This window comes from Conexibacter woesei Iso977N, from assembly GCF_000424625.1.
Taxonomy (GTDB): Bacteria; Actinomycetota; Thermoleophilia; order Solirubrobacterales; family Solirubrobacteraceae; genus Baekduia; species Baekduia woesei_A.
On record NZ_AUKG01000002.1, the window covers coordinates 976,737 to 997,455 of the forward strand.

Consider the following 20,719-nt stretch of genomic DNA (forward strand, 5'->3'; position numbering starts at 1 on the left):
GGAACATCATGTCCTCCTACATCCTGTTCCTGCTGCTGGGCCTGGGGTCGGGTGCCGTCTACGGCATGCTGGCCCTGGGCCTGGTGCTCAAGCACCGCAGCGGCGGCGTCGTGGACTTCGGCCACGGCGCGGTCGCGATGTTCATCGCCTACGTGTACCTGGGGCTGCGCCAGGACGGGACGCTCGAGCTGCCGTGGCTGTGGCTGCCGCACTCGATCGACCTCGGCGGCGCGTTCGGCACGTGGCCGGCGATCTTGGTGTCCTTGGTCTACGCAGCGGTCTTCGGCGCCATCCTGTACGTCTTGATCTACCGCCCGCTGCGCGGCGCGACGGCCCTGACGCGCGTGTGCGCGTCGGTCGGCACGATGCTCGCGCTGCAGGCGATCGCCGTGCTGAACTTCGGGACCACGGCGAAGTCGACGCCGGCGATCCTGCCCAACAAGCCGTTCAGGATCGGGGACATCACGGTCCCGGTCGACCGGCTGTGGTTCGCGGGCATCGTGGTCGTCCTGGCGATCCTGCTCGGCGCGGTCTACCGCTTCACGCGCTTCGGCCTCGCCACGCGCGCGTCGGCCGAGAACGAGCAGGGCGCGGCGCTGGTCGGGCTCAACGCCGACCGGATCGCGCTCTGGAACTGGGTCCTGGCGACGATCCTCGCGGGTGTCGCGGGGATCCTGATCGCGCCGGTCTCGACCGTCGACCCGACGTCCTACACCTTGTTCATCGTCCCGGCGCTGGGCTGCGCGCTGCTCGCGCGGTTCACCTCGTTCGGGATCGCCGCCGGCGCGGGCCTCGTGCTCGGCATGCTGCAGAGCGAGATCACCAAGTTGATCTCGGTCGCCTCGTGGCTGCCGCAGGAGGGCCTGCCGCAGGCGCTGCCGTTCGTCCTGATCGTGCTGGCGATGACGCTGATGTCGCGCGGCGTCGGTGCGCGCGGCGTCGTCGGCGAGCTGAAGAACCCGTCGCTCGGGCGCCCGACGCGGCCGTGGTCGACGGCGCTGATGTGCTTCGTCCTCGGGACGATCGCGCTGATCGTGCTCAGCGGCTCGCTGCGCGTCGCGATGACCGCGTCGATCTGCACGGTGTGCATGGCCATGTCCTTGGTCGTGCTGACCGGCTACGTCGGCCAGGTGTCGCTGGCGCAGATGTCGTTCGCGGGCATCGGCGCGTTCGAGGTCACGCACCTCTTCGGGCCGGGCACGCCGTTCATCATCACCCTGTTCTGCTCCGCGCTGGTCGCGGTGCCGCTGGGGCTGTTGATCGGGCTGCCGGCGCTGCGGGTGCGCGGGGTCAACCTCGCGGTGGTGACGCTGGCCGCGGCGTTCGCTTTGGACGCGCTGGTCTTCAACAACGACAAGTTCTCCGGCGGTCTGGCGGGGCGCGACGTCGCGTCGCCGAAGTTCCTCGGCGTCGACGTCGGGATCGCCCATGGCGATGCCTACCCGCGCGTGATCTTCGGGGTGGTCGCGCTGGCGATCGTCTGCCTCGTGGGTGTCTTCGTCGCGCGGCTGCGCAACGGCGCCGCGGGCCGGATGTTCATCGCGGTGCGCTCCAACGAGCGCGCGGCCTCGGCGATCGGGATCGACGTGGCCCGGACCAAGTTGATGGCCTTCGGGCTGTCGGCGTTCATCGCCGGCCTGGGCGGCGGGCTGCTGGCCTACCAGCAGCAGACGGTGTCCTCACCGTCGTTCGCGACGTTCGCGTCGCTGTCGCTGCTGGCCGTCACCTACGTGGCGGGCGTGGGGCGGATCGCGGGCGCGGTCGTCGCGGGCGTGATGCTGTCGTCCACGGGCCTGTTCGTCACCGCGCTGGACAAGGCGTTCGGCGTCGGCAAGTACCAGCTGTTGGTCGCGGGCGTCGCGCTGACGCTGACGGCGATCAAGCAGCCGGACGGCATCGCCGCGACGCCTCCGCCGCCGCTGGTCAAGTTGTGGCACATGATCATGTCGAGGTGGGAGGGACGGTCGAAGGGGAACAACGGCAACGGCGCCCCGTCGGCTCCGTCCGCGCCGTCGGCTCCGTCGGCGCAGCCGCGCGTCGGCTCCGCGCCGGTGAAGTCGTGATCGCGCTGGACCACGCGGGGCTCACGGTGCAGGACCTGGACGCGGCGGTCGCCTTCTACGGCGCGGCGTTCGGCTTCGCGAGCGAGCACCCGTTCGAGCTGGGCGTGGACGGGATCCGCGGCATCATGCTGCGCCATCCCGACGGCGCGCGGCTGGAGCTGTTCGCGCGGCCGGCGTCGGCGGGCGGCGAGCAGCGCGGGCGCACGCCGATCGAGACGATCGCCTTCCACGGCTACGGCCACTTCGCGCTGACCGCGCCGGACCTCGACGCCGTGTTCGCGCAGGCGATCGCGGCGGGCGCGACCGAGCGCGTGTCGCCGCGGCCGTCGCCGGAGCCCGGCGTCCGGTTCGCGTTCGTCGCGGACCCGGAGGGCAACCTGGTGGAGCTCGTCGGGCGGTCCGCGGCGTGAGCGGGCGGCTGGCGGGCAAGCGCGTCCTGATCACCGGCACGGCCGGTGGGCAGGGCGCGGCGGCGGCGCGGCTGTTCGCGGCCGAGGGCGCGCGGGTGGTCGGCTGCGACCTCGACGTCGCGCGGGCCGAGGCGACCGCGGCCGAGGGCGGCTTCACGGCGTTCGCGCCGGTCGACCTCGCCGACGTCGATGCGGCGACGGGGTGGATCACGTCGGCGGTCGAGGTCCTGGGCGGGATCGACGTCCTGTACAACAACGCCTCCGCGACGCGGGTCGGGCCGTTCGAGGACGTGACGCTGGAGGACTGGCGGTTCGTCCTTCGCAATGAACTTGACTTGATCTTCACCGTGACGCAGGCGGCGTGGGAGCACCTCGCCGAGGCGCGTGGGTCGATCATCAACACGGCATCGGTCTCCGCCTGGCGCGGTGCGGCGTTCACCGAGCAGGCGGCGCACGGCGCGGCCAAGGGCGGGGTGCTGGCGATCACGCGGCACCTGGCGGCGTCGGGCTCGCGGCGCGGGATCCGGGCCAACTCGATCTCGCCGGGGCTGACCGTGACGCCGCAGATCCAGGAGTTCCTGGACGACCCGTCGCACCCGATGCACGGGATGGAGGCCGCGCATCCGCTGCGGCGGCTCGGGACGCCGGAGGACGTGGCGCGCGTCGCGCTGTTCCTGGCCTCCGACGACGCTTCGTACCTCAATGCCATCGACATCGTGGTCGACGGCGGGCAGTCGGTGATCGTGTGAGGCTGTTCCGGCGCGGCGACGACGGCTACGAGCAGGCGCGCGTCGGGCGCGTCTTCAACGCGCGGCGGCCGGAGCGGTACCCCGCGGCGGTGCTGCTGGCCGAGTCCGAAGATGATGTTGTTGCCGGCGTGCGGCTCGCGGCGCGCGAGGGCTGGAGGGTCTCGGTCCGGTCGGGCGGGCACTCGTGGGCGGCGTGGTCGGTGCGCGACGACGCGCTGCTGATCGACCTGGGGTCGATGAAGGACATGACCTTCGACGCCTTGACCGGCGTCGCCACGGCGAACCCGGCGGTGCGCGGTGGCATGGACCTCGCGCCGTTCCTGGACGCGCACGGGCGCATGTTCCCGGGCGGGCACTGCGAGAGCGTGGGGATCGGCGGCTTCCTGCTGCAGGGCGGGCAGGGCTGGAACTCGCGGCAGTGGGGGTGGGGCTGCGAGAACGTGGTGGGCGTGGACGTGGTCACCGCCGACGGCTCACTCGTCCACGCCAACGCGATCGAGAACACCGACTTGTACTGGGCGGCACGCGGCTCCGGGCCCGGCTTCCCGGGCGTGATCACGCGCTTCCACCTCAAGACGTATGACAAGCCTGCCGCGTTCACGCAGGACACGTGGACGTTCAGGTTGGAGGACTTGGAGGAGCTGTTGTCGTGGTTGCACGACGAGCTCCCGTCGCTGGACCGGATCGTGGAGCCCGTCGTGGCCGCCACGCGGCTGCCGGACGTCCCGCTGTTCGAGGGCGTCACCCGTCCCGATGGCCCCGTGTTGTTGTTGCACACGACCGCGATGTGCGCCTCCGCCGAGCAGGCGGAGGCGCTGCTCGCGGCGCTGGAGCCGCCGGGGGCGCTCGCCGCGCGGGCGCTCGGGCACGTGCGCGGGTTGACGACGATCGCCGAGGAGAACGCGGCGCAGGCGGTCCAGAACCCGGAGCAGCACCGCTACGCCGTGGACTGCACGTGGAGCGACGCGACCGCCGAGCAGCTCGCGCCGGCGCTGCGCGAGGTCTGGGCGAACCTGCCGACCGAGCACTCGTTCTCGATCTGGTACGGCTGGGCGCCGGTGCGCGCGCTGCCGGACATGGCGTTCTCGGTCGAGGCGAACGTGTACCTGGCGACGTACGTGATCTACACGGACGAGGCCGACGACGAGACGTATCGGTCCTGGGTCCACTCGCGCACAGCGGACCTGGCCGCGGCGGGCGGGGCGGGCCGCGGCGTGTACCTCGGCGACACCGACTTCACCCGGCGCAGCGACCGCTTCATGAGCGACGCCAACTACACGCGGTTGGAGCAGATCCGCTCCGAGCGCGACCCCGACGGGCGCATCTGCGCCTACCTGATCGACCCGTCGTTCGCGCTCAACGCGGGCTGAGGCCGCCGTCCGGGACCAGCGTCTGGCCCGTCAGCGCGGCGGCGCCGTCGGTGACGAGGAACGCGACCGTCGCGGCGACGTCGTCGGGCACGAGCGTGCGCGTCAGCGCCTGCCGCGCGAGCACGCCGTCGAAGGCCTCGCGCGGCATGCCGTCGCGCGCAGCGGGCGTGTCGGTCAGCCCGGGAGCGACGGCGGTCACGGCGACGCCGCTCGCGCCCAGCTCCAGCGCGAGCGTCCGCGTGATCCCGACCAGCGCCGCCTTGCTGGCGACGTAGGCGAGCAGGTCCGGGCTCGGCGGCCCGTAGACCGTGTCGCTGGTGACGAACACGATCCGCCCGAAGCCGCGCTCGGCCATCCCCGGCACGAAGGCCTGGGCGAGCAACAACCCTGACTCGACGTTCACCGCCTGCACGCGGCGGTAGGCGTCGAGGTCGAGCGTGGCGAGCCGCATCTGGTCGAACGCCGCCGCAGCATGGACCAGCACATCGACTTCGCCGACCGCGGCCGTCGCCCGCCGCACATCATCGGCATCGCCCAGATCGACCTGCTCGCGATCGAGGACGACAACATCATGATCCGCGCGCAGCCGCCCGCAGATCGCCGCCCCGATCGCTCCGGCACCGCCGGTGACGACCGCGCGTCTCACCGCTCGCCGCCCACCGAGGGCGCGACGCTCGCGGCGCCGCCCGCCGTCGCGACTCCGCCCGTCGGCGTCGCTCGGCCCGCGGCGTGCGTGCCTGCGGCGCGGCCGAAGACCATGGCGTCGGTCAGGCCGCCGCCGTGGTCGATGAGGTGGCCCCAGACGAGCGAGACTGCGCCGGCGGCGTAGAGGCCGGGGATCGGTTCGCCCTGCGGGTCAAGGACTCGGGCCATGGCGTCGTGGCGGGGGCCGCCGGTGGTGCCGGCGACGCCGGGCCAGGTCGGCAGGGCGTACAGCCTGCCCTCGAGGGGGACGAGCGTCTCGGGCGCGCGGCCGAAGGCGTCGTCGGCCTTGCGGCGCGCGGACGAGTTGTAGGTGTCGATCGTCGCGACCAGCTCGGCGCCGAGGCCGGTCTGCTCCGCCAGCTCCTGCGGCGAGTCGGCGGCGACGATCCAGCCGGCCTCGACCTCCGCGGCGTTGTCGCCGCTCCAGGTGTAGTCGTTGGGCGTGCCGAGCAGGCCGTTGAGCGGCCCGGCGGCGCGGGTCGCGTCGTCGAAGACGGCCCACGACGGCAGCGCCGGCCGGTTCGCTCGGTCCGGGAGGTAGGTGGACAGCGCGCGGAGGCGGTCGTGGACCTCGAAGCCGGTCTCGTCGGAGAAGCGGCGGCCCTCGTTGTCCACCATGATGAACCCGGGCGCGAAGAAGTCGATCGCGAACGGCGCCGCGAAGCCGGGCGCGCGGAACGCGAACCACCCGAAGAACCCGTACATGTGCCACAGCGCGGCGCCCGCCGCCTGCGCGATCCGCAGCCCGGCGCCGTCGTTGGCGCCGTGCCCGACCGGCGAGGTCGGGCCGAGCGGGAGGTAGGCGTCGGCCAGCCCGGCGTCGCCCTCGAAGCCGCCGCACGCCAGCACGACGCCGCCGCGCGCCGCGATCTCGTCGCCGCCGGCGGTGCGCACGCCGTCGCCGGTCCACGCGGCGACCGGCGTGTCGAAGCGCACGTCGATCCCGCGCGACCGGACCGCGCCGTCGAGCACGCGCCACAGCACCTCGCCGCGGCGGCCCTCGCCGCCGCCGACCACGGCGTACCTGATGTCCTCGCCCGCCGGGAACGACGGCCACGACGGGAACGACGCGGGCAGCCGGCCGGGCGGCGGGGCGAACGGCTCGATCGTCGCGCCGAGCGACTCCAACCACCCTGACAACTCGTGCAACCCATCGGCGTAGGCCTCGACGACGTCGCGCGGCGTGCGGCCGAAGCTCAGCGCGTCGATGTGGTCGGCGGCCTGCGGCGCGTCGAAGAGGAAGCCGCCCGCGTAGCGGCAGTTGCCGCCGCCGGCGCCGGTCTTCTCCAGCACGACGACATCGGCGCCGGCATCGTGCGCGGCGATCGCCGCCGCCGCGCCCGCCGGGCCGTAGCCGATGACGACGACGTCAGCCACGGCGCCGGATCGGGTCGCTGCCGTCCCAGCCGTCGGCCGCCGCGCGGATCGAGTCGTAGAACTCGAGCAGCGGCGGCGCGCTCTGCAGCACCTCGACGTGGTGGCCAAGCCAGTCGGACTCCAGCCAGACCGCGGACGCCGGGCCGGTCCTGCCGGTGTGGAACGCGCGCAATCCCTGCGCCTCCAGGCGCGCGACCTCCGTGGCCTGGTCGTCGACGACGTAGCCGACGTGGCCGATCCCGCGGGCGCCGCCGAGCGCCGCGCGCAGCTCCGGCGGCTCGGCTCCATGCACCTGCGTGAGCTCCACCAACAACCCGCCGGGGAGCGCCGCGAAGCCCGACGAGTGGTCGTACTCCGCGGGGCCGCCGCGGTAGGTCGTCTCGTCGAACGTCATGTGCTCGATCAGGAAGAACGGGCCGGTGCCGAGCGTCGCGATCGCCTGCGGGATCGCAGCCTGCAGGTCCTCGACGACGTAGCCGATGTGATGGATCTTGATCATGCGACGCTCCCAACGGCGTAGCGGAACACGTTGTTCATGGACACGCTCCCGTCGTCGCGGACGAACGGAGCGATCGCGGGCTCCAGCGCCGCGCGGACCGCGGCCTCGCCGACGGCGTCGGTCGCCCGCGCGCCGCCCGCCGAGCAGAGCAGGCTCAAGATGGTGTCCTCGACGTCGGCGTGGGCCCAGACCACCGGGACCTCGCCGCGCTCGACCACGTCCAGCCCGGCGTCGGCGAGCAACGCCTCCAACTTGCCGGGCGCCGAGAGCGCGTAGGGCGCGTAGCCGTCGCCGGACGGGTCCACCGCGTTCTTCATCGCCAGGTGCAGGGCGGTGGACTCGCAGCGCTCCGGCTCGGCGAACGTCGTGATCGCCACGCGCCCGGGCGCGACCCGCGCCGCCTCGCGCAGCGCGCCGACCGGGTCGGCGGCGAACTGGAACGCGTTGACGCCGAACGCGACGTCGTAGGCGCCGTCGGCGAGCGGCAGTGCGTCGAGCGACCCCACCAGGAACTCGCCGTCCGGGACGCGCTCGCGCGCGACCTCCAGCAGCTCGGGCGTGATGTCGACGCCGCCGACGACCGCGCCGCGCTCGTGGGCCATCTGCGCCGCCAGGCCCGAGCCACAGCCGCAGTCCAGGACGCGCATGCCTTCGCGCACGCCGAGCGCGTCGAGCACCGCGGCGAACAGCGCGACGTTCTGCGGCTCGGCGAGCCGCGCCCAGTCGCGCGGCCGCCGGCCCCAGAGCGCGGCCTGCGTCGCGGCGCTCACAGCGTCACAGCCTCGCCGGGCTTCGGCGCGGCGGCGCGCGCGTGCTGCGCGGCCGTGACGTCGCTGACGAACTCGCCGACGTCGGTCGCGATCGGCGGGAACGTGTCGTAGTGGCAGGGGATGACCAAGTCGGTGTTGATCAGCCGCGTGGCTTCAACCGCATCGACGCGGTCCATCGTGTAGTGGCCGCCGATGCACAGCAGCGCCGCGTCGAGCTTCGCGCCGCGCCCGGCGAGCGCGAGGTCGGCGACCAGCGCGGTGTCGCCGACGTGGTAAACGCGCCTGCCGCCGAGCTCGATGACCATGCCCGACGGGACGTCCGGCGTGCCCTTCGGCGTCACCGAGAAGTGCGCGGCGGGGACCAGCCGCACGCTGCCCCACGGCATCGCGATCGTGCCGCCGAGGTTGGCGGTCTTGAGGTCGTGGCCCTCGGGCAGGTCGTCGCCCAGCTCGCGGCCGAGCGACATGGTGGTCAACACCGGGACGCCGAGGCGCGTGGCGACGGCGACCGTGTCGCCGACGTGGTCGGGGTGGCCGTGGGTGACGAGGATCGCGTCGGCCTCGACGTCGGCGGCGGCGACCGATGCCTTGGGGTTGCCGGTCAGGAACGGGTCGACGAGCAGCGTGGTCGTGCCGTCGCCGATCGTGAACGCCGCGTGGCCGAGGTAGCGGATCTCCAGCGTGGACATGCTCTCCATTGGGGGTCAGCGACCGGCGGCGCCGAAGCGCGGCAGGCCGGGGTGGGGGACGAGGCGGGTGGTGACGTCGATGACCGCAGGGACGCCGGCGTTGAGCGCGCGCTCCAGCGCCGGCGCGATCTCGGCGCGCGTCGTGACGCGCTCGGCGTGGCAGCCGAACGCGCGCGCGATCGCGACGTGGTCGGTGCCGGCGAGGTCGGTGCCGAGCTCGAAGCCCGCACGCGACTGCCCGAGCCGGATGACGCCCCACGCCGAGTTGTTGTGGATGACGTGGACGGCGTTGAGCCCGTGGCGGCGCGCGGTGTCCAGCTCCTGGAGCGTGAAGCCGAACGCGCCGTCGGCCGTGATGTTGACGACCGGCCGGTCCGGGAACGCGGCCTTCAGCGCGTTGGCGTAGGGGATGCCGAAGCCGAGATGGCCCATCCCCGGCTCGTGGAACCGCGTCCGCGGCGCGGTCGCGGGCGTGAAGTCGTTGGAGAAGAACGACGTGTGCGCGCCGTCGTAGGCGACGAGCGCATCGGCGGGGAGCGCCGCGCCGAGCTCGGCGGCGAGGGTCGCGGGGTGGAGCGGACCCTCGCCGTCATCGGCCGCCGCGAGGTACTCCGCTCGCCACTCGGCGCGCTCGGCGGCGAGCGAGGCGCGCCAAGTGGGGTCTGAAACGGTCTCGCTCGGCAGAGCGTTCAGCAGCCGGCGCAGGACGAGCTGTGCGTCGCCGACGAGGCCGAGGCTGCCGGGCACCGCGCGGCCCGCGATCTCCGGGTCGACGTCGACATGGACAACTTGCCCTTGCACGGCGGGCCTGCGGCCGTCCCAGAGCCAGGAGGAGAAGCGGCAGCCGACGGCGAGGACGACGTCGGCCTCGCGGAAGGCGCGCAGGACGGCGTCGCCACCGATCACGCCGCCGTGGCCGATGAAGTTTGGGTCCTCGGTCGAGATCGTGCCGAGGCCCATCTGGGTCGCGGTCGCGGCGGCGCCGAGCTGCTCGACGACCGCGCGCAGCTCGTCCTCCGCGAACGCCCGCGCGACGCCGCCGCCCGCGACGACCAGCGGCCGCTCCGCGCCCGCGAGCAGCTCCGCGGCGCGCGCCACCGCGTCCGGGTCTGCGGCGGTTCGCGCGGGCAGCACGCGCCCCAGCGGCAGGTCCAGCTCGGCCACGCGGTACTCCGCCTCGGCGCCGAGCACGTCGGCCGGGACCTCCAGGTGCACCGGCCCGGGCCGGCCGGTCAGCGCGGCGCGCAGCGCGCGGTGCACGAGCGCCGGGACACGCGCGGGATCGCGCGCGACCGCGCCCCACTGCGTGGACGCGCTGAACAACTTGAGGTTGTCGGTCTCCATGACCATGCCCTCGTAGGGCCGGGCCAGCTCCGACGGCACGCCGGAGGTGATCACCAGCGCTGCCAAGTTGTTGTTGTAGGCGCTGCCCAGCGCGCTGGCGAGGTTGTGCGAGCCGGGCCCGGACTCGCCGTAGGCGACCGCGATCCGGCCGGTCGCCGCGTAGGTCGCGGCGGCCATCCAGGTGGCGGCGGCCTCGTGGCGGACGCCGAGGTGGGTCAGGCGCTCGTCCTCGCCGACGGCGGCGAGGAACGGCGCGAGCTTGCCGGCCGCGATCCCGAACACGTCGCGGACGCCGCACGCCGCGAGCGTGCGCGCCAGCGCGGCGCCCGCCGTGAGGCGCAGGGTGGCCACGTCTTCGTCAAGTGGATGCAAGATGACGAACTGTATGCGATAGTCCGGGCCATGGGCAAGCCAGAGAAGGTCGACTGGGACGACCGGGAGTTCACCGAGGTCCGGCCGGGCATCTTCGGCGCCACCGTGCACACGCCGCAGCTCACCGCGACGCTCTACCGCTACGGTCCGGGCAGCGCGTGGGAGGAGCACCAGCACCCGCAGGACCAGGTCACGACCGTGATGATGGGAACGGTCGACTTCGTGGTCGACGGCCAGCCGGTCCGTCTGACCGCGGGGCAGACCGCGACGCTGCCGGGCGGCGTCCCGCACTCCGCGACGGTCCCTGACGGCGGCATGGCGATCACCATCAACGTGCTCACCTCGCGGCCGGAGACGCCGCGTGCCTGAGCCCGCCGCGCCGGAGTCCTACCTCGGCCTCGAGGGGCAGCGCGTGATCGTCGCCGGCGGCTCGGGGACGATCGGCCGCGCGCTCGTCGAGGGCTTCGAGGCGGCCGGCGCCACCGTGGCCGTCGTCGACCTCGACCCCCAGGACGGCAGCGTGCGCGTCGCCGCCGACCTCGGCGACGCGGACGCCTGCAGGCGCGCGATGGGCGAGGCGACGGACCAACTCGGTGGTGTCGACGTCTTCGTCCACGCGGTCGGGATCAACGACCGCCGTCCGATCGAGGCCTACACCTCGGCGGACTGGGAGCGCTTCATCGCCATCAACTTGAGCAGCGCGTTCTTCACCGCGCAGGCGGTCCTGCCGCTGATGCGCGCCCAGGAGCACGGCCGGATCGTGTTCTTCTCCAGCGTCGCCGGGCGCAGCGGCCACAAGGAGCACGGCCCGTACGCGGCGACCAAGGGCGCGATCAACCAGCTCATGCGCGTCATGGCGCACGAGCACGCGGCCGACGGCGTGACGGTCAACGCGGTCGCGCCGGGCTACATGGACACCGCGCTGACGCAGGCCTACCTGGACGCGCATCCGGAGAGGCGCGAGGCGCTGATCCAGCTGATCCCGGCGCGACGCTTCGGGCAGCTGCAGGAAGTCGTGGGCCCCGTGCTGTTCCTGGCCTCGCGTCAGGCGAGCTTCGTGACGGGGCAAGTGCTGTACATCGACGGCGGCCGCACGGTCGTCTAGCGAGAACGAGGAGAGAACAACAACTATGGGTCGACTCGACGGCAAGACCGTGATGGTCACCGGCGCGGGCACGGGCTTCGGCGCCGAGCTCTCGGTCAAGGCGGCGGAGGAGGGTGCGGCGCTGGTCGTCATCCACTACCGCTCGTCCAAGGCGGGCGCGGAGGACACCGCGCAGCGTGTGGAAGCGCTCGGCGCGCAGACGCGGCTGGTGCAGGGCGACATCTCGTCGTGGGACGACATCAAGCGCATGGTGTCGGAGGCCGGCGATGTCGATGTGTTGGTGAACAACGTCGGCGACATGGCCTCCGACCAGAACGGCTGGGACGACCTCACCGAGGAGATCATCGACCACTGCCTCGCGGTCGACATCAAGGGCACCATGCTGATGGTCCACGAGTTCGGCAAGGCGATGAAGGCCCGCGGTCGCGGCGCGATCGTGAACATCGGCTCGACCGTCATCGTGCGCGGCAGCCCGCGCGCGCCGATCTACGCCGCCGGGAAGTACGGGTTGCTCGGCATCACCAAGTCCTACGCCAAGGCGCTGGCGCCCGAGGTCCGCGTGAACACGTTCGCGCCGGGCTTCATGGCGACCGAGGCGGTCCTGACGCGCCCGGACTTCCAGGCCGGCCGCGGCGAGCAGATCACCCGCGACACGCCGATGGGCCGGATCCCGCCGCCGGAGGACGTGACCGCAGCGGCGCTGTTCCTGGCGACCGACGACGCGATCCACATCACCGGGTCCTACATGATCTGCGACGGCGGCTACTCGATGCTGGGCGCCTAGCAGGTCTTAGGAACCCTGAGGGTTGGGATTATGTTCGCTTCACCGTGCTGCGGCACGGTGAAGCGCATGCGCTCCCGTCTCGCGGCCTCCGTCGTCGCGCTCTCCCTCGTCGCCGTGCTGATCGCCGCGTGCGGCGGCAACGACAGCGGCTCCAAGAAGTCCGCCAGCGACAAGACCAGCGGCCTCACGGTCTCGGTCAGCGACGACACCGTCAGCCTCGCGCGCACCGCGAAGTCGACGTCCGGCACCGCCGGCACGTCGGGCACCGTGTCGTGCACCGACGACTACAGCAAGCTCGTGAAGGCGAGCACCGTCCCGGCCCCGACACAGCCCTGGTACGCGACCACGTACATCACGTGGCCCGCGACGGGCAAGTCGACCTCCGCGACGTTGTCGCACTCCCTGAAGGGCGACCCGCAGCTGTGCGTCGTCCAGTCGGGCGACCAGGGCGCGTCGGCGGTCATCTACTTCGACGCCAAGACGAAGGCCGGCGTCGAGAAGGTGCAGACCGACGGCGCGAAGACCCAGCAGGCCGGGCAGGCCACGCAGGCGCTGCAGTCCGCCGCGCAGGCCGCGATCGGCGCCGTCAGCAACAAGGCGTTCCCGACGAGCGGTGACACGATCGTCGCGGCGATCACCTCGTCCGGGCTGTACGTCAAGCCGGTCGCTTCGGAGAGCGACGTGACCGAGGCCGGGACGATCTACGTCATCACCGGCAAGTCCACCAAGTCGTCGCTGGAGCTGGCCTTGAAGGACAACAAGGGCACCATCCACACCGCGACCGAGGGCGTCAAGGGCTCGCCGAAGCTGGCGACCGTCAAGAACTAGCGCTCGACCGCTAGCGCTTGCTCAAGGCCACCAGGTAGCGCGTTGTTGATGCGGTTGGGTTGACGAACGCGCAGGGTTGGGGGTCCCCGAGTTGGAGGCAGTCGCCGGCGTCCAGCTCGTGGACCTCGTCGCCTTCGTGGAAGCGGAGGTGGCCGTCCAGGACCCAGATCTGCTGGTGGATGAAGGTGTAGGAGTCGGCGGCGATCGGGATGTTCGCCCCGGCCGGAAGCTCGACCTCGACCAGCTCCAACGGGCTGGTCGTCGTCGTTGGGGACACGGCACGGCGGACGTAGCCGGAGTCCGGGTCGGTCCAGACGGGCTGGTCGGCGCGGCGGGTCAAGCGTTGTTGTCGCGGTTGCTCGGCGCGGGCGATCAGCTCGGAGAGCGTGAGGCCGAGCGCGCCGGAGAGCTTGGACAGCAGCGCCGCGGTCGGCTGCGCGTCGCCGCGCTCGACCTTGGCGATCATCGCGCGCGAGACGCCGGAGCGCTCGGCCAGCGCGGCGACAGTGAGGTCCTGCGCGCCGCGGGCGGCGCGGACGGCTTCGGCCAGGCGCTCGGTGAGGTCGTCGGCTTCCATGAGGTGTGACTATAGTGTCTTTGCGCGCTACGATGGTGCTCATGAACGTCCGGGACGCCACCCTCGAAGATGCCGCGGCCTGCGCGGCGGTCTACGCACCGTACGTGCGCGACACCGCGGTCAGCTTCGAGCTGGAACCGCCGGACGTCGAGGAGATGCGCGCGCGGATCGCGCGGGCGCTGGCGTCGCACGCCTGGTTGGTGCTGGAGGACGAGAACGCGCGCGTGGTCGGCTACGCCTACGGCGCGGCCTTCGCGCCGCGGGCGGCGTATCGCTTCGCATGCGAGGTCTCCGTCTACCTGGAGCCGGGGTTGCGGCGGCGGGGCGGGGGTCGGGCGTTGTACACCGTGTTGCTCGAGCGGCTCGCGGCGCGCGGGTTCCGGATGGCGTTCGCGGGGATGACGCTGCCCAACGAGGCGTCGGCCGGGCTGCACCGCGCGCTCGGCTTCGAGCCGTCCGGCGTCTACCGCAGGGTCGGCTGGAAGGACGGCGCGTGGCACGACGTCGCCTGGGTCCAGAAGCGGCTTATCGCTCTCGACGATGCCGGCGTCGAGCCCGCTGAGCCGCGCTGAGGTGCGGCCTTTGGGCCTCGTCGACGCGATCGTCCAGCACGGCGAGGCCGAGGGTGGCGACGTCGCGCGCATCTCCGTCCAGAGACGCTCGCAGCACACCGAGGGCAATGACTGTCTCGCGAAGGAAACGGTCGAAGTGTCGATGCCATTCGTTTTCGAGCGACGGGGAGGCGTCGCGTTGGGTGACGATGTGATGGACGCCGGCCATGGAAGCGGCAGCTCGATCGACGATGTACCAGTCATCGTGCGACAGCTCTACGGCCAGGGCAAATTGATGACGTTCCCACTGCCGGACGGAGGGCGGACCCTGGATCAGGCCGGTGAGGTCCGCTCGGCGCAGGGCCTCCCGCAGCGCACGTCCGTTTGTGCGGAGTTCGGACAGCACGAGCCGTGTTGCAGCCTGTTGTTCTCGCTCTCGCTGCATCTCGCTCGACGATTGCGTGGCTTTCAGGCTGATTCGGCCACCGAGCGCCGTCGCGCCGAGGGAGGTGAGCCCCGCGATGACGGCAGCTGCAAGTGTGTTGTCCATGTAGCGAACGTACCTCCAATCGCCAGCGCCAGTTCGCCGCGCACAGACGTCTGCGGCGGTCGAAAGTGGTGACCCGTAGGATCCCGCGCGTGCCGCTGACGCTTCTCCACAACCCGAACTGCCCCACGTCCGTCCACGCGCTCGACGCGCTGGAAGGCGCGGGCCACGACGTGCAGGTCCGCAGGTACCTGCTGGTCGCCGAGCGCCTGAACGAGCAGGAGCTGCGCGAGCTCGCGGGCCGCTTGGTCGGCGATCCGGTCGACGCGCTGATCCGCCGCGACAAGAAGTACAAGGACTTGGGTCTGGAGGCCGACGGCTGGCCGGTCGACGAGGTCGTCGCGACGCTGCTCGCCCACCCGTCGCTGCTACAGCGCCCGATCCTCGACGACGGCGAGCGGGCGATGATCGGCCGCCCGCGCAGCCGCGCGCTGGACTGGGCCGCCGCCGGCGGCGTCACCGAGGGCTAGCCGCGGCACCGCGCGGCGGGCGCGGACGAGCAGCACGGCGGCGAGGACGAGCGCGCCGCCGAACAGCTGCGCGGGCGAGAACGACTCGCCGAAGACGAGGAACGCGAGCGTGACGGTGACGACCGGCTCGAAGGTCGAGAGGATCGCCGCGCTCGACGGGCCGACGCGGGCGAGGCCGGCGAAGAACAGGCCGACCGCGGCGACGGTCGAGACGAGCGCGATCGCGGCCATCCAGCCGTAGCCCGCGGCGTCGACCGCGCCGAGGTCCAGCCAACCGCCGAGCACGCCTGCCACGCTCAGCGTGAACGCCGCGCCGGTGCAGACGAGCGTCGAGAGCAGCAGCGGCTCGACGCGCCGCGTCACGCCCTCGCTGACCAAGATGTAGGCGCTGTAGACGACCGCCGCGATCAGGCCGAGCGCGGTGCCGAGCGGGTCCAGCGCGCCCGCCGCCGCGCCGGCCAGCACGAGCAGCAACCCGCCGCTGGCCAGGCCGAGCGCGGCCGCGGTCCGGGTGCTGAACAGCTCGCGCCCGAGGGCGATCGCCGCGACCGTGACGACGATCGGGAACGTGTACAACAACAGCGCCAGCAGCGAGGCGTCGAGGCGGTCGAGCGCTGCGAAGTACGCGCCGGCCTGCGCGCTGTAGCCGAGCGCGCCGAGGCCGAGCGCCAGCCCGACGTCGCGGCGGGGGAGACGCCGCAGCGTCCGCAGCGACGACCGGCGGGTGAGGAGGAGCAGGAGCCAGAGGACCGCCGCCGCCAGCGCGAACCGGACGGCGAGCAGCGTCCCGACCGTGGCGCCGTGGCGATAGGCGAGCTTGCCGAAGACGGCCATCGCGCCGAAGCCCGCCGCGGAGGCGAGGCAGAACAGGGCACCGGTCGGGGAGTGGCTGGGGGAGGGCGCGGGGGACATCGCGGGTCGCATCTTGGCGCGGCCATTGCGTAGGAACAACACCGCTTCGTTACGAGTTCGCGTTAGGATCGCTACGGAATGCTCGATCTCCGCCGACTCCGCCTCCTGCGCGAGCTGCACGCGCGCGGCACGATCGCCGCGGTCGCCGACGCGCTGCAGTACACGCCGTCGGCGGTCTCGCAGCAGCTCGCGGTCCTGGAGCGCGAGACCGGGCGCACGCTGCTGACCCGCGCGGGCCGCGGCGTCCGGCTGACCGACGACGCGCTCGTGCTCGTCGGCCACGCCGAGGTGCTGCTGCGCCAGGCCGAGCTGGCCGAGGCCGACCTCGCCGCGGCGGCGGGCGGCGGTCCCGCGGGGCGCGCGCGGATCGCGTCGTTCCAGTCGATGGCGATGCGCGTCGCGATCCCGGCGATCGGCACGCTCGCGCAGGCCGCGCCCGGGCTGCGCTGTGAGCTGGTCGAGGCCGAGCCCGAGCAGTCGCTGCCCGCCCTGGCGCTCGGCGACCTCGACCTCGTGCTCGCCGACGAGTGGCGCCATCAGCCGCGCGCGCGGCCCGACGGCGTCGTGCGCGAGGACATCCTCTTGGACCCCGTGTCGCTCGTCCTCCCGGACGCGCACCCGGCGGTGCGCACGGGACGACGCGCCAGGACGGCGGTCCCGCTGGCGAGCCTCGCCGGCGCGCCGTGGGTCACCGGCCATCCCGGGACCGGCTGGGAGGAGATGACGGTCCGCGCGTGCCGGGAGCTCGGCGGCTTCGACCCCGACGTCCGCCACCGCGCCAACGACTCGGCGATCGGGCTGGCGCTCGTCGTCGCCGGGCAGGCGGTGATGCTGCTGCCCCAGCTCGTCGGCCCCGAGGGCCGCGCCGGCGTCGCGGTCCGGCCGATCGCCGAGGGGACGATCGACCGCACCATCTTCATGGCGACCCGGGCCGCCGACGCCAGGCGCCCCTCGGTCGTCGCGCTGCGCGACGCGGTCCGGGCGGCCGCCGCGGCGGTCCAGCGCTAGCGCGAGGCGTCCATCGCCGCGGCGACCGCGGCCTTGTTGTCATCCCATACGTCTTGCGGGACCGGCGGCAGGACGTCGTCCCAGATGACCGCGGTCATCATCGCGAACTGCGCCTGGTCGGCCGGCCGCGCGATGAACCACCAGTGCATGTGCTCGGCGCCGTCGGCGAAGCGGCTGATGTGCACGCGCCCGATGTGCCCGATCGCCCGGACCGCCTCCTCGACGCGCGCGATCATCCAGCCCATCTCGCGCGCCAGCTCCGGGCCGAGATCGCTCGGCTCGTCGGCGTGGACGCGCGGCTCCAGCACGCAGACGAACGGCAGCCCGCCGGGGCCGGCGTCCTGCAGGCGCCAGCGGTCGTCGGTCCAGAAGTACGCGTCGTCCGGCGCGTCGCAGGCCCTGCAGTCGACCCCGCCGACGCCCATGCGCGGCGGCTCCGGCGCGGGCGGGACGAGCGCCTTCGGCGTCACGCTGCCCTCGAACGGCCACGACGCCCACTCCTCGACCGGCGGCGTGCGGCACCCGGCGGCAACGGTGCGGGCGTAGAACTGCTCAGGGGTTTCGGCCATGCAGCAGACGCTACCGATCGGCGGCGACAGCACCGAGCGCGGCGACCGCCGCGTCGAGCTGGGCGTCGGTGAGGTAGGGCGCGGGGCCGAGGCGCAGGACGTCGCCGCGGCAGTCGGTCAGGACGCCGTGGTCGTGCAGCAGCGACTGCTGGTAGGCGGCGGCGTGCGGGGTCCGGAGGGCGAGGAAGCCGGCTTCGGATGCGGCCCGCTCGACGTCGCGCAGGTTCAGCGACTTGACCCCGGAGGCAAGGTGGTGGACTTGGCGCGCGTACTCGGGTGGGAGCGTGTCGCGGTCCAGGCCCTGCTGGTGGAAGAACTCGAACACGCGCACCGCGCGGTAGTGCGAGGTCGGGTCGTAGGTGGACCCGGCGAAGCGGGCGGCGGGGTCGTCGCGGGCGTAGGCAACGTGATTGGGTCGCTCCGCGGCGAGGTCGCCGAACTCCGCGTACCAGCCGGTGATCACCGGGCGGTACGCAGCCGCGTGGGGCGGGATCCGCAGGAAGCAGCAGCCCTCGCCGAGCTGGAGGTACTTGTAGCCGCCGCCGACGACCCACGCCTCCTGCAACCCGTCGTCGCGGACGGAGAACCGCGTCGGCCCGAGCGCGTGGTAGGCGTCGACGACCAGCTCGGACCCGACACGGGTACACGCGCGCGCGAGCGACCCGAGGTCCGCGACGACCGCGCCCGTGCCGAACATCACCGCCGAGACGAAGACCGCCGCGGTGCCCTCGTCGGTGGCGTCCGCGAGCCGCGAGGCGAGCGTGTCCGCCGGCTCCGGATCGACGACGACAACTTCCACCCCCGGCACCTCGCCCAGCCGCGCGAGCTGGCGGCGCAGCGTGTGGAACTCCCCGCCGGTCGTGACGATCCGCGGCCGCGCGCGCAGGTCCAAGGACGACAACATGCGCACGACCAGCTCGTGCGTGTTGGCCCCCAACGCCAGCGCGGCGTCGTCCTCGTCGTCCAACCACACGCGGAACCCCGCCCGGACCGCGTCCGCCGCGGCGAACGCGCGCGCCCACTTCTCGTCCACGAGCTCGGCGGCGTCGTCGAACGCCTCGAGCACGCCGTCGAGCGCGGCGTCCGGCCACGCCTGGTGCGAGTGCCCGGTCAGCAGCAGCCGCTCCGTTACGCCGAAGCGTACGTAGTGCGGGGCGAGCCGGTCGGCGAGCGCGCTCACAGCCGCGACCGCACGGCCCAGAGGTCCGGGAACGCCGGCTGGAACAGCGTCCGCTGGAGGAACTCCGCGCCCGACGACCCGCCGGTCCCGGCCTTGGAGCCGATCGTCCGCTCGATCAGCTTCACGTGCCGGTAGCGCCACTCCTGCAGGCCCTCGTCGAGGTCGACGAGCCGCTCGCACACCTGCGCGCCGAGGCCGTCGTCCCCGGCGTAGACGGACAACAACATCTCCTGGACGTCCTCGGAGCCCTCGTAGGGCGCAGCGAAATCGCGCCCCAGCACGGCCTCCGGGACCGCATGGCCGCCGGCCACGAAGTACTGCAACAACGAGTCGAACACCGCCGGGCGCGCCATCGCCGCCGCGACCCGCTCGCGCGCGACGCCCTCCGGCGTCCGCGCGATCACCGCGTCGTCGCGCGCGCCGAGCACCGCCTCCAACTCGCGGAACTGCGCGCTCTGGAACCCCGATGCCGGCCCGAGCTGGCCGCGGAACGACGCGAACTGGCGCGGCGTGAGCGTCTCCAGCACGTCCATCTGCCCGACGAGCGTCTTGAAGATCGCCAGCACGCGCCGCAGGTCCTCCAGCGCGGCGGTCGCGTCGCCGCTCTCCAGCGCGCGCTGCAGGTGCGCGACTTCATGGAGGACTTGCTTGAACCACAGCTCGCTGACCTGGTGGATCACGATGAACAACAGCTCGTCGTGCTCCTCCGACCGCGGGCGCTGGGCGGCGAGCAGCTCGTCGAGCGCGAGGTAGGACCAGTAGGAGGGTGGGGCGTCGCTCACGCCCCGACTATCTCACGGTGCCTAGAGGCCGAGCGGGTGGCGCGTGTGGAAGCCGTTGCGCTTGCCGATCAGCGGGCGCCAGCGGACGCCCATCCTGCCCGTGTAGTCGCCGACCGGCGACGTGTCCAGCCGCAGCCCCGCGACCTCCATGTACACGTGGCCCTTGTTGGCGTACACGCTGATCCACCTGCCGTTGCCGGCGGCGCCCCAGTGCGCGAGCGCGCCGGAGACCTCGGGCGAGGCGAGCAGCGACGCGCCGATCAGCGCGAACGAGACCGAGCCCGAGCAGTCATAGCCCTTGTCGATCAGCCTGGCGTGGCCGCCGCCCCAGAGGTAGGGCTTGCCGATGATCCTGTTGGCCGCGGCGATGACGGTCTGGACGACCTTCGGCGCGCCGCGCGGGATCGCGGCCTTGCCGTCGGTGCGCAGCTGCGCGGTCTTCCCGGCGATCGTCCTGGTGACCGGGATCGTCGGCAGCGTGCCGGGCGTGGGCGGCAGCGTCCCGGTGGGCGGCTGCGTGGACGGGGAGGTCTGGCCGGGCAGCGTGGTGGTGGTCCCGGTCGTCGGCGGTGTGTACGGCGAGCTCACGCCGGGCGTCTGGCCGCCGGTCGCGCCGTTGTCGTAGGGGTCGCCACCGGCGTCGTCGTCGGAGTAGTCGTCGTACGAGTCGTCCGGGCCCCAGTAGGAGCCGTCGGCGTCGGAGTAGGCGCCGTTGCTGTCGGTCGCGGCCTGCTGGGCGTGGGCGGCGGGCGCGGCGGCGAACGCGGCGAGCAGGGCGGTGGCGAGGAGGATGGGGAGGCGGCGGAAGACCATCGTCCCGGTCGATCGGCCGCGCGCCTGCCGGTCTGGACCGGCGTTGTCAGAACGCTGTCAGGGCGTGTATCGTCCCCGGACGAATGGCGCATCTCGCGCACATCCACGCCGCCCTCCGCATTCGCGAGCTTCCGCTCGCCAGCGGCGGCGTGCTCGTAGCGCTCTAGAGCGCCAGCGGCACCTTCCTCACCGCCTCGACCCCAAGGAGCGCACCATGCGTGGCCTTCGCCTTCTCGTAGTCCTTC

The 20,719-nt window shown here is 72.9% G+C and carries 24 protein-coding genes; 11 read left to right on the plus strand and 13 right to left on the minus strand.

Going from position 1 to position 20,719, the window contains the following annotated elements:
- Positions 1-8 precede the first annotated feature (8 nt).
- Genes H030_RS32900 through H030_RS0116925 form a run of 4 tightly spaced genes read left to right on the plus strand, consistent with a single transcriptional unit; the run spans position 9 to position 4,592 of the window.
- Entirely contained in the window at positions 9-2,063 is a 2,055-nt protein-coding gene (locus H030_RS32900; RefSeq protein ID WP_051222942.1) for an ABC transporter permease, read from the plus strand.
- The gene (locus H030_RS0116915; RefSeq protein WP_027006985.1) at positions 2,060-2,473 is read left to right on the plus strand and encodes a VOC family protein; all 414 of its coding nucleotides are present in this window, start codon (positions 2,060-2,062) and stop codon (positions 2,471-2,473) included. The genes H030_RS32900 and H030_RS0116915 overlap by 4 nt, the downstream gene beginning before the upstream one ends.
- Positions 2,470-3,222 carry an SDR family NAD(P)-dependent oxidoreductase gene (locus H030_RS0116920; protein WP_027006986.1) on the plus strand — a complete coding sequence of 251 codons (753 nt, stop codon included), beginning with the start codon at positions 2,470-2,472 and terminating at the stop codon, positions 3,220-3,222. The genes H030_RS0116915 and H030_RS0116920 overlap by 4 nt, the downstream gene beginning before the upstream one ends.
- Positions 3,219-4,592 carry an FAD-binding oxidoreductase gene (locus H030_RS0116925; protein WP_027006987.1) on the plus strand — a complete coding sequence of 458 codons (1,374 nt, stop codon included), beginning with the start codon at positions 3,219-3,221 and terminating at the stop codon, positions 4,590-4,592. The genes H030_RS0116920 and H030_RS0116925 overlap by 4 nt, the downstream gene beginning before the upstream one ends.
- Here H030_RS0116925 and H030_RS0116930 read toward each other — a convergent pair.
- The 6 genes from H030_RS0116930 to H030_RS32910 are packed head-to-tail and all read right to left on the minus strand — an operon-like array spanning position 4,579 to position 10,327.
- On the minus strand, positions 4,579-5,238 hold the full coding sequence (locus H030_RS0116930; RefSeq protein WP_027006988.1) for an SDR family NAD(P)-dependent oxidoreductase: 660 nt from the start codon (positions 5,236-5,238) through the stop codon (positions 4,579-4,581). The genes H030_RS0116925 and H030_RS0116930 overlap by 14 nt on opposite strands.
- Positions 5,235-6,674, minus strand: a complete 1,440-nt coding sequence (locus tag H030_RS32905) for an FAD-binding protein (protein WP_051222944.1) — start codon at positions 6,672-6,674, stop codon at positions 5,235-5,237. The genes H030_RS0116930 and H030_RS32905 overlap by 4 nt, the downstream gene beginning before the upstream one ends.
- A complete protein-coding gene (locus H030_RS0116940; RefSeq protein WP_027006989.1) occupies positions 6,667-7,173 on the minus strand; it encodes a VOC family protein in 507 nt (168 codons plus the stop codon). The genes H030_RS32905 and H030_RS0116940 overlap by 8 nt, the downstream gene beginning before the upstream one ends.
- Positions 7,170-7,943, minus strand: coding sequence for a class I SAM-dependent methyltransferase (locus H030_RS0116945; RefSeq protein WP_027006990.1), 774 nt, complete (start codon positions 7,941-7,943; stop codon positions 7,170-7,172). Before H030_RS0116945 ends, H030_RS0116940 begins: the two co-directional genes overlap by 4 nt.
- Positions 7,940-8,632, minus strand: coding sequence for a metal-dependent hydrolase (locus H030_RS0116950; protein ID WP_035128533.1), 693 nt, complete (start codon positions 8,630-8,632; stop codon positions 7,940-7,942). The genes H030_RS0116945 and H030_RS0116950 overlap by 4 nt, the downstream gene beginning before the upstream one ends.
- Positions 8,633-8,647: 15 nt before the next feature.
- Positions 8,648-10,327 (minus strand): thiamine pyrophosphate-binding protein, encoded by a 1,680-nt coding sequence (locus tag H030_RS32910; RefSeq protein WP_051222946.1) that lies wholly within the window; start codon positions 10,325-10,327, stop codon positions 8,648-8,650.
- 51 nt (positions 10,328-10,378) lie between these two features.
- Between H030_RS32910 and H030_RS39160 the strand changes: the two genes are divergently transcribed.
- The 4 genes from H030_RS39160 to H030_RS0116975 all read left to right on the plus strand — a co-directional run bounded on the left by H030_RS39160 (position 10,379) and on the right by H030_RS0116975 (position 13,065).
- Positions 10,379-10,717, plus strand: coding sequence for a cupin domain-containing protein (locus H030_RS39160; protein ID WP_035127873.1), 339 nt, complete (start codon positions 10,379-10,381; stop codon positions 10,715-10,717).
- Positions 10,710-11,453 carry an SDR family NAD(P)-dependent oxidoreductase gene (locus tag H030_RS0116965; RefSeq protein WP_051222948.1) on the plus strand — a complete coding sequence of 248 codons (744 nt, stop codon included), beginning with the start codon at positions 10,710-10,712 and terminating at the stop codon, positions 11,451-11,453. Before H030_RS39160 ends, H030_RS0116965 begins: the two co-directional genes overlap by 8 nt.
- 25 nt (positions 11,454-11,478) lie before the next feature.
- Positions 11,479-12,237: an SDR family NAD(P)-dependent oxidoreductase gene (locus tag H030_RS0116970; RefSeq protein WP_027006993.1), complete on the plus strand. Its 759-nt coding sequence runs from the start codon at positions 11,479-11,481 to the stop codon at positions 12,235-12,237.
- A gap of 66 nt (positions 12,238-12,303) precedes the next feature.
- The gene (locus H030_RS0116975) at positions 12,304-13,065 is read left to right on the plus strand and encodes a hypothetical protein (RefSeq protein ID WP_027006994.1); all 762 of its coding nucleotides are present in this window, start codon (positions 12,304-12,306) and stop codon (positions 13,063-13,065) included.
- A gap of 10 nt (positions 13,066-13,075) precedes the next feature.
- Here the strand turns inward: H030_RS0116975 and H030_RS0116980 are convergent, their stop codons facing one another.
- Complete coding sequence (locus H030_RS0116980; protein WP_035127875.1) at positions 13,076-13,642, minus strand: helix-turn-helix domain-containing protein; 567 nt, start codon at positions 13,640-13,642, stop codon at positions 13,076-13,078.
- A gap of 32 nt (positions 13,643-13,674) precedes the next feature.
- Here H030_RS0116980 and H030_RS0116985 point away from each other — a divergent pair, with 32 nt between their 5' ends.
- On the plus strand, positions 13,675-14,214 hold the full coding sequence (locus H030_RS0116985; protein WP_027006996.1) for a GNAT family N-acetyltransferase: 540 nt from the start codon (positions 13,675-13,677) through the stop codon (positions 14,212-14,214).
- On the opposite strand, the gene H030_RS39165 is transcribed toward H030_RS0116985, so the two are convergent.
- A complete protein-coding gene (locus H030_RS39165) occupies positions 14,168-14,743 on the minus strand; it encodes a hypothetical protein (protein ID WP_155892107.1) in 576 nt (191 codons plus the stop codon). The genes H030_RS0116985 and H030_RS39165 overlap by 47 nt on opposite strands.
- An 89-nt stretch (positions 14,744-14,832) precedes the next feature.
- Between H030_RS39165 and H030_RS0116995 the strand changes: the two genes are divergently transcribed.
- Positions 14,833-15,210, plus strand: a complete 378-nt coding sequence (locus H030_RS0116995; RefSeq protein ID WP_027006998.1) for an arsenate reductase family protein — start codon at positions 14,833-14,835, stop codon at positions 15,208-15,210.
- Here the strand turns inward: H030_RS0116995 and H030_RS32920 are convergent.
- Entirely contained in the window at positions 15,109-16,122 is a 1,014-nt protein-coding gene (locus H030_RS32920) for a DMT family transporter (protein ID WP_051222950.1), read from the minus strand. The two genes, H030_RS0116995 and H030_RS32920, sit on opposite strands and share 102 nt — an antisense overlap.
- Positions 16,123-16,200: 78 nt before the next feature.
- Here H030_RS32920 and H030_RS0117005 point away from each other — a divergent pair, with 78 nt between their 5' ends.
- Entirely contained in the window at positions 16,201-17,130 is a 930-nt protein-coding gene (locus H030_RS0117005; protein WP_027007000.1) for a LysR family transcriptional regulator, read from the plus strand.
- Here the strand turns inward: H030_RS0117005 and H030_RS32925 are convergent.
- The 4 genes from H030_RS32925 to H030_RS37325 are packed head-to-tail and all read right to left on the minus strand — an operon-like array spanning position 17,127 to position 20,474.
- On the minus strand, positions 17,127-17,699 hold the full coding sequence (locus H030_RS32925; RefSeq protein WP_155892108.1) for a hypothetical protein: 573 nt from the start codon (positions 17,697-17,699) through the stop codon (positions 17,127-17,129). The genes H030_RS0117005 and H030_RS32925 overlap by 4 nt on opposite strands.
- Before the next feature lie 10 nt (positions 17,700-17,709).
- Positions 17,710-18,879 (minus strand): aminotransferase class V-fold PLP-dependent enzyme, encoded by a 1,170-nt coding sequence (locus tag H030_RS0117015; protein WP_027007001.1) that lies wholly within the window; start codon positions 18,877-18,879, stop codon positions 17,710-17,712.
- Positions 18,876-19,661: a tryptophan 2,3-dioxygenase gene (locus H030_RS0117020; protein WP_027007002.1), complete on the minus strand. Its 786-nt coding sequence runs from the start codon at positions 19,659-19,661 to the stop codon at positions 18,876-18,878. The genes H030_RS0117015 and H030_RS0117020 overlap by 4 nt, the downstream gene beginning before the upstream one ends.
- A 21-nt stretch (positions 19,662-19,682) precedes the next feature.
- Complete coding sequence (locus H030_RS37325) at positions 19,683-20,474, minus strand: C40 family peptidase (RefSeq protein WP_051222954.1); 792 nt, start codon at positions 20,472-20,474, stop codon at positions 19,683-19,685.
- Positions 20,475-20,719 lie beyond the last annotated feature (245 nt).

Excerpts from the sequence above, each read along its gene's own strand:
- H030_RS32900 (WP_051222942.1), top strand. The coding sequence starts at position 9 with ATGTCCTCCTACATCCTGTTCCTGCTGCTGGGCCTGGGGTCGGGTGCC.
- H030_RS0116940 (WP_027006989.1), bottom strand. The coding sequence starts at position 7,173 with ATGATCAAGATCCATCACATCGGCTACGTCGTCGAGGACCTGCAGGCT.
- H030_RS0116950 (WP_035128533.1), bottom strand. The coding sequence starts at position 8,632 with ATGTCCACGCTGGAGATCCGCTACCTCGGCCACGCGGCGTTCACGATC.
- H030_RS39160 (WP_035127873.1), top strand. The coding sequence starts at position 10,379 with ATGGGCAAGCCAGAGAAGGTCGACTGGGACGACCGGGAGTTCACCGAG.
- H030_RS0116970 (WP_027006993.1), top strand. The coding sequence starts at position 11,479 with ATGGGTCGACTCGACGGCAAGACCGTGATGGTCACCGGCGCGGGCACG.
- H030_RS0116975 (WP_027006994.1), top strand. The coding sequence starts at position 12,304 with ATGCGCTCCCGTCTCGCGGCCTCCGTCGTCGCGCTCTCCCTCGTCGCC.
- H030_RS0116980 (WP_035127875.1), bottom strand. The coding sequence starts at position 13,642 with ATGGAAGCCGACGACCTCACCGAGCGCCTGGCCGAAGCCGTCCGCGCC.
- H030_RS0116985 (WP_027006996.1), top strand. The coding sequence starts at position 13,675 with ATGGTGCTCATGAACGTCCGGGACGCCACCCTCGAAGATGCCGCGGCC.
- H030_RS39165 (WP_155892107.1), bottom strand. The coding sequence starts at position 14,743 with ATGGACAACACACTTGCAGCTGCCGTCATCGCGGGGCTCACCTCCCTC.
- H030_RS32920 (WP_051222950.1), bottom strand. The coding sequence starts at position 16,122 with ATGTCCCCCGCGCCCTCCCCCAGCCACTCCCCGACCGGTGCCCTGTTC.
- H030_RS0117005 (WP_027007000.1), top strand. The coding sequence starts at position 16,201 with ATGCTCGATCTCCGCCGACTCCGCCTCCTGCGCGAGCTGCACGCGCGC.
- H030_RS32925 (WP_155892108.1), bottom strand. The coding sequence starts at position 17,699 with ATGGCCGAAACCCCTGAGCAGTTCTACGCCCGCACCGTTGCCGCCGGG.
- H030_RS37325 (WP_051222954.1), bottom strand. The coding sequence starts at position 20,474 with ATGGTCTTCCGCCGCCTCCCCATCCTCCTCGCCACCGCCCTGCTCGCC.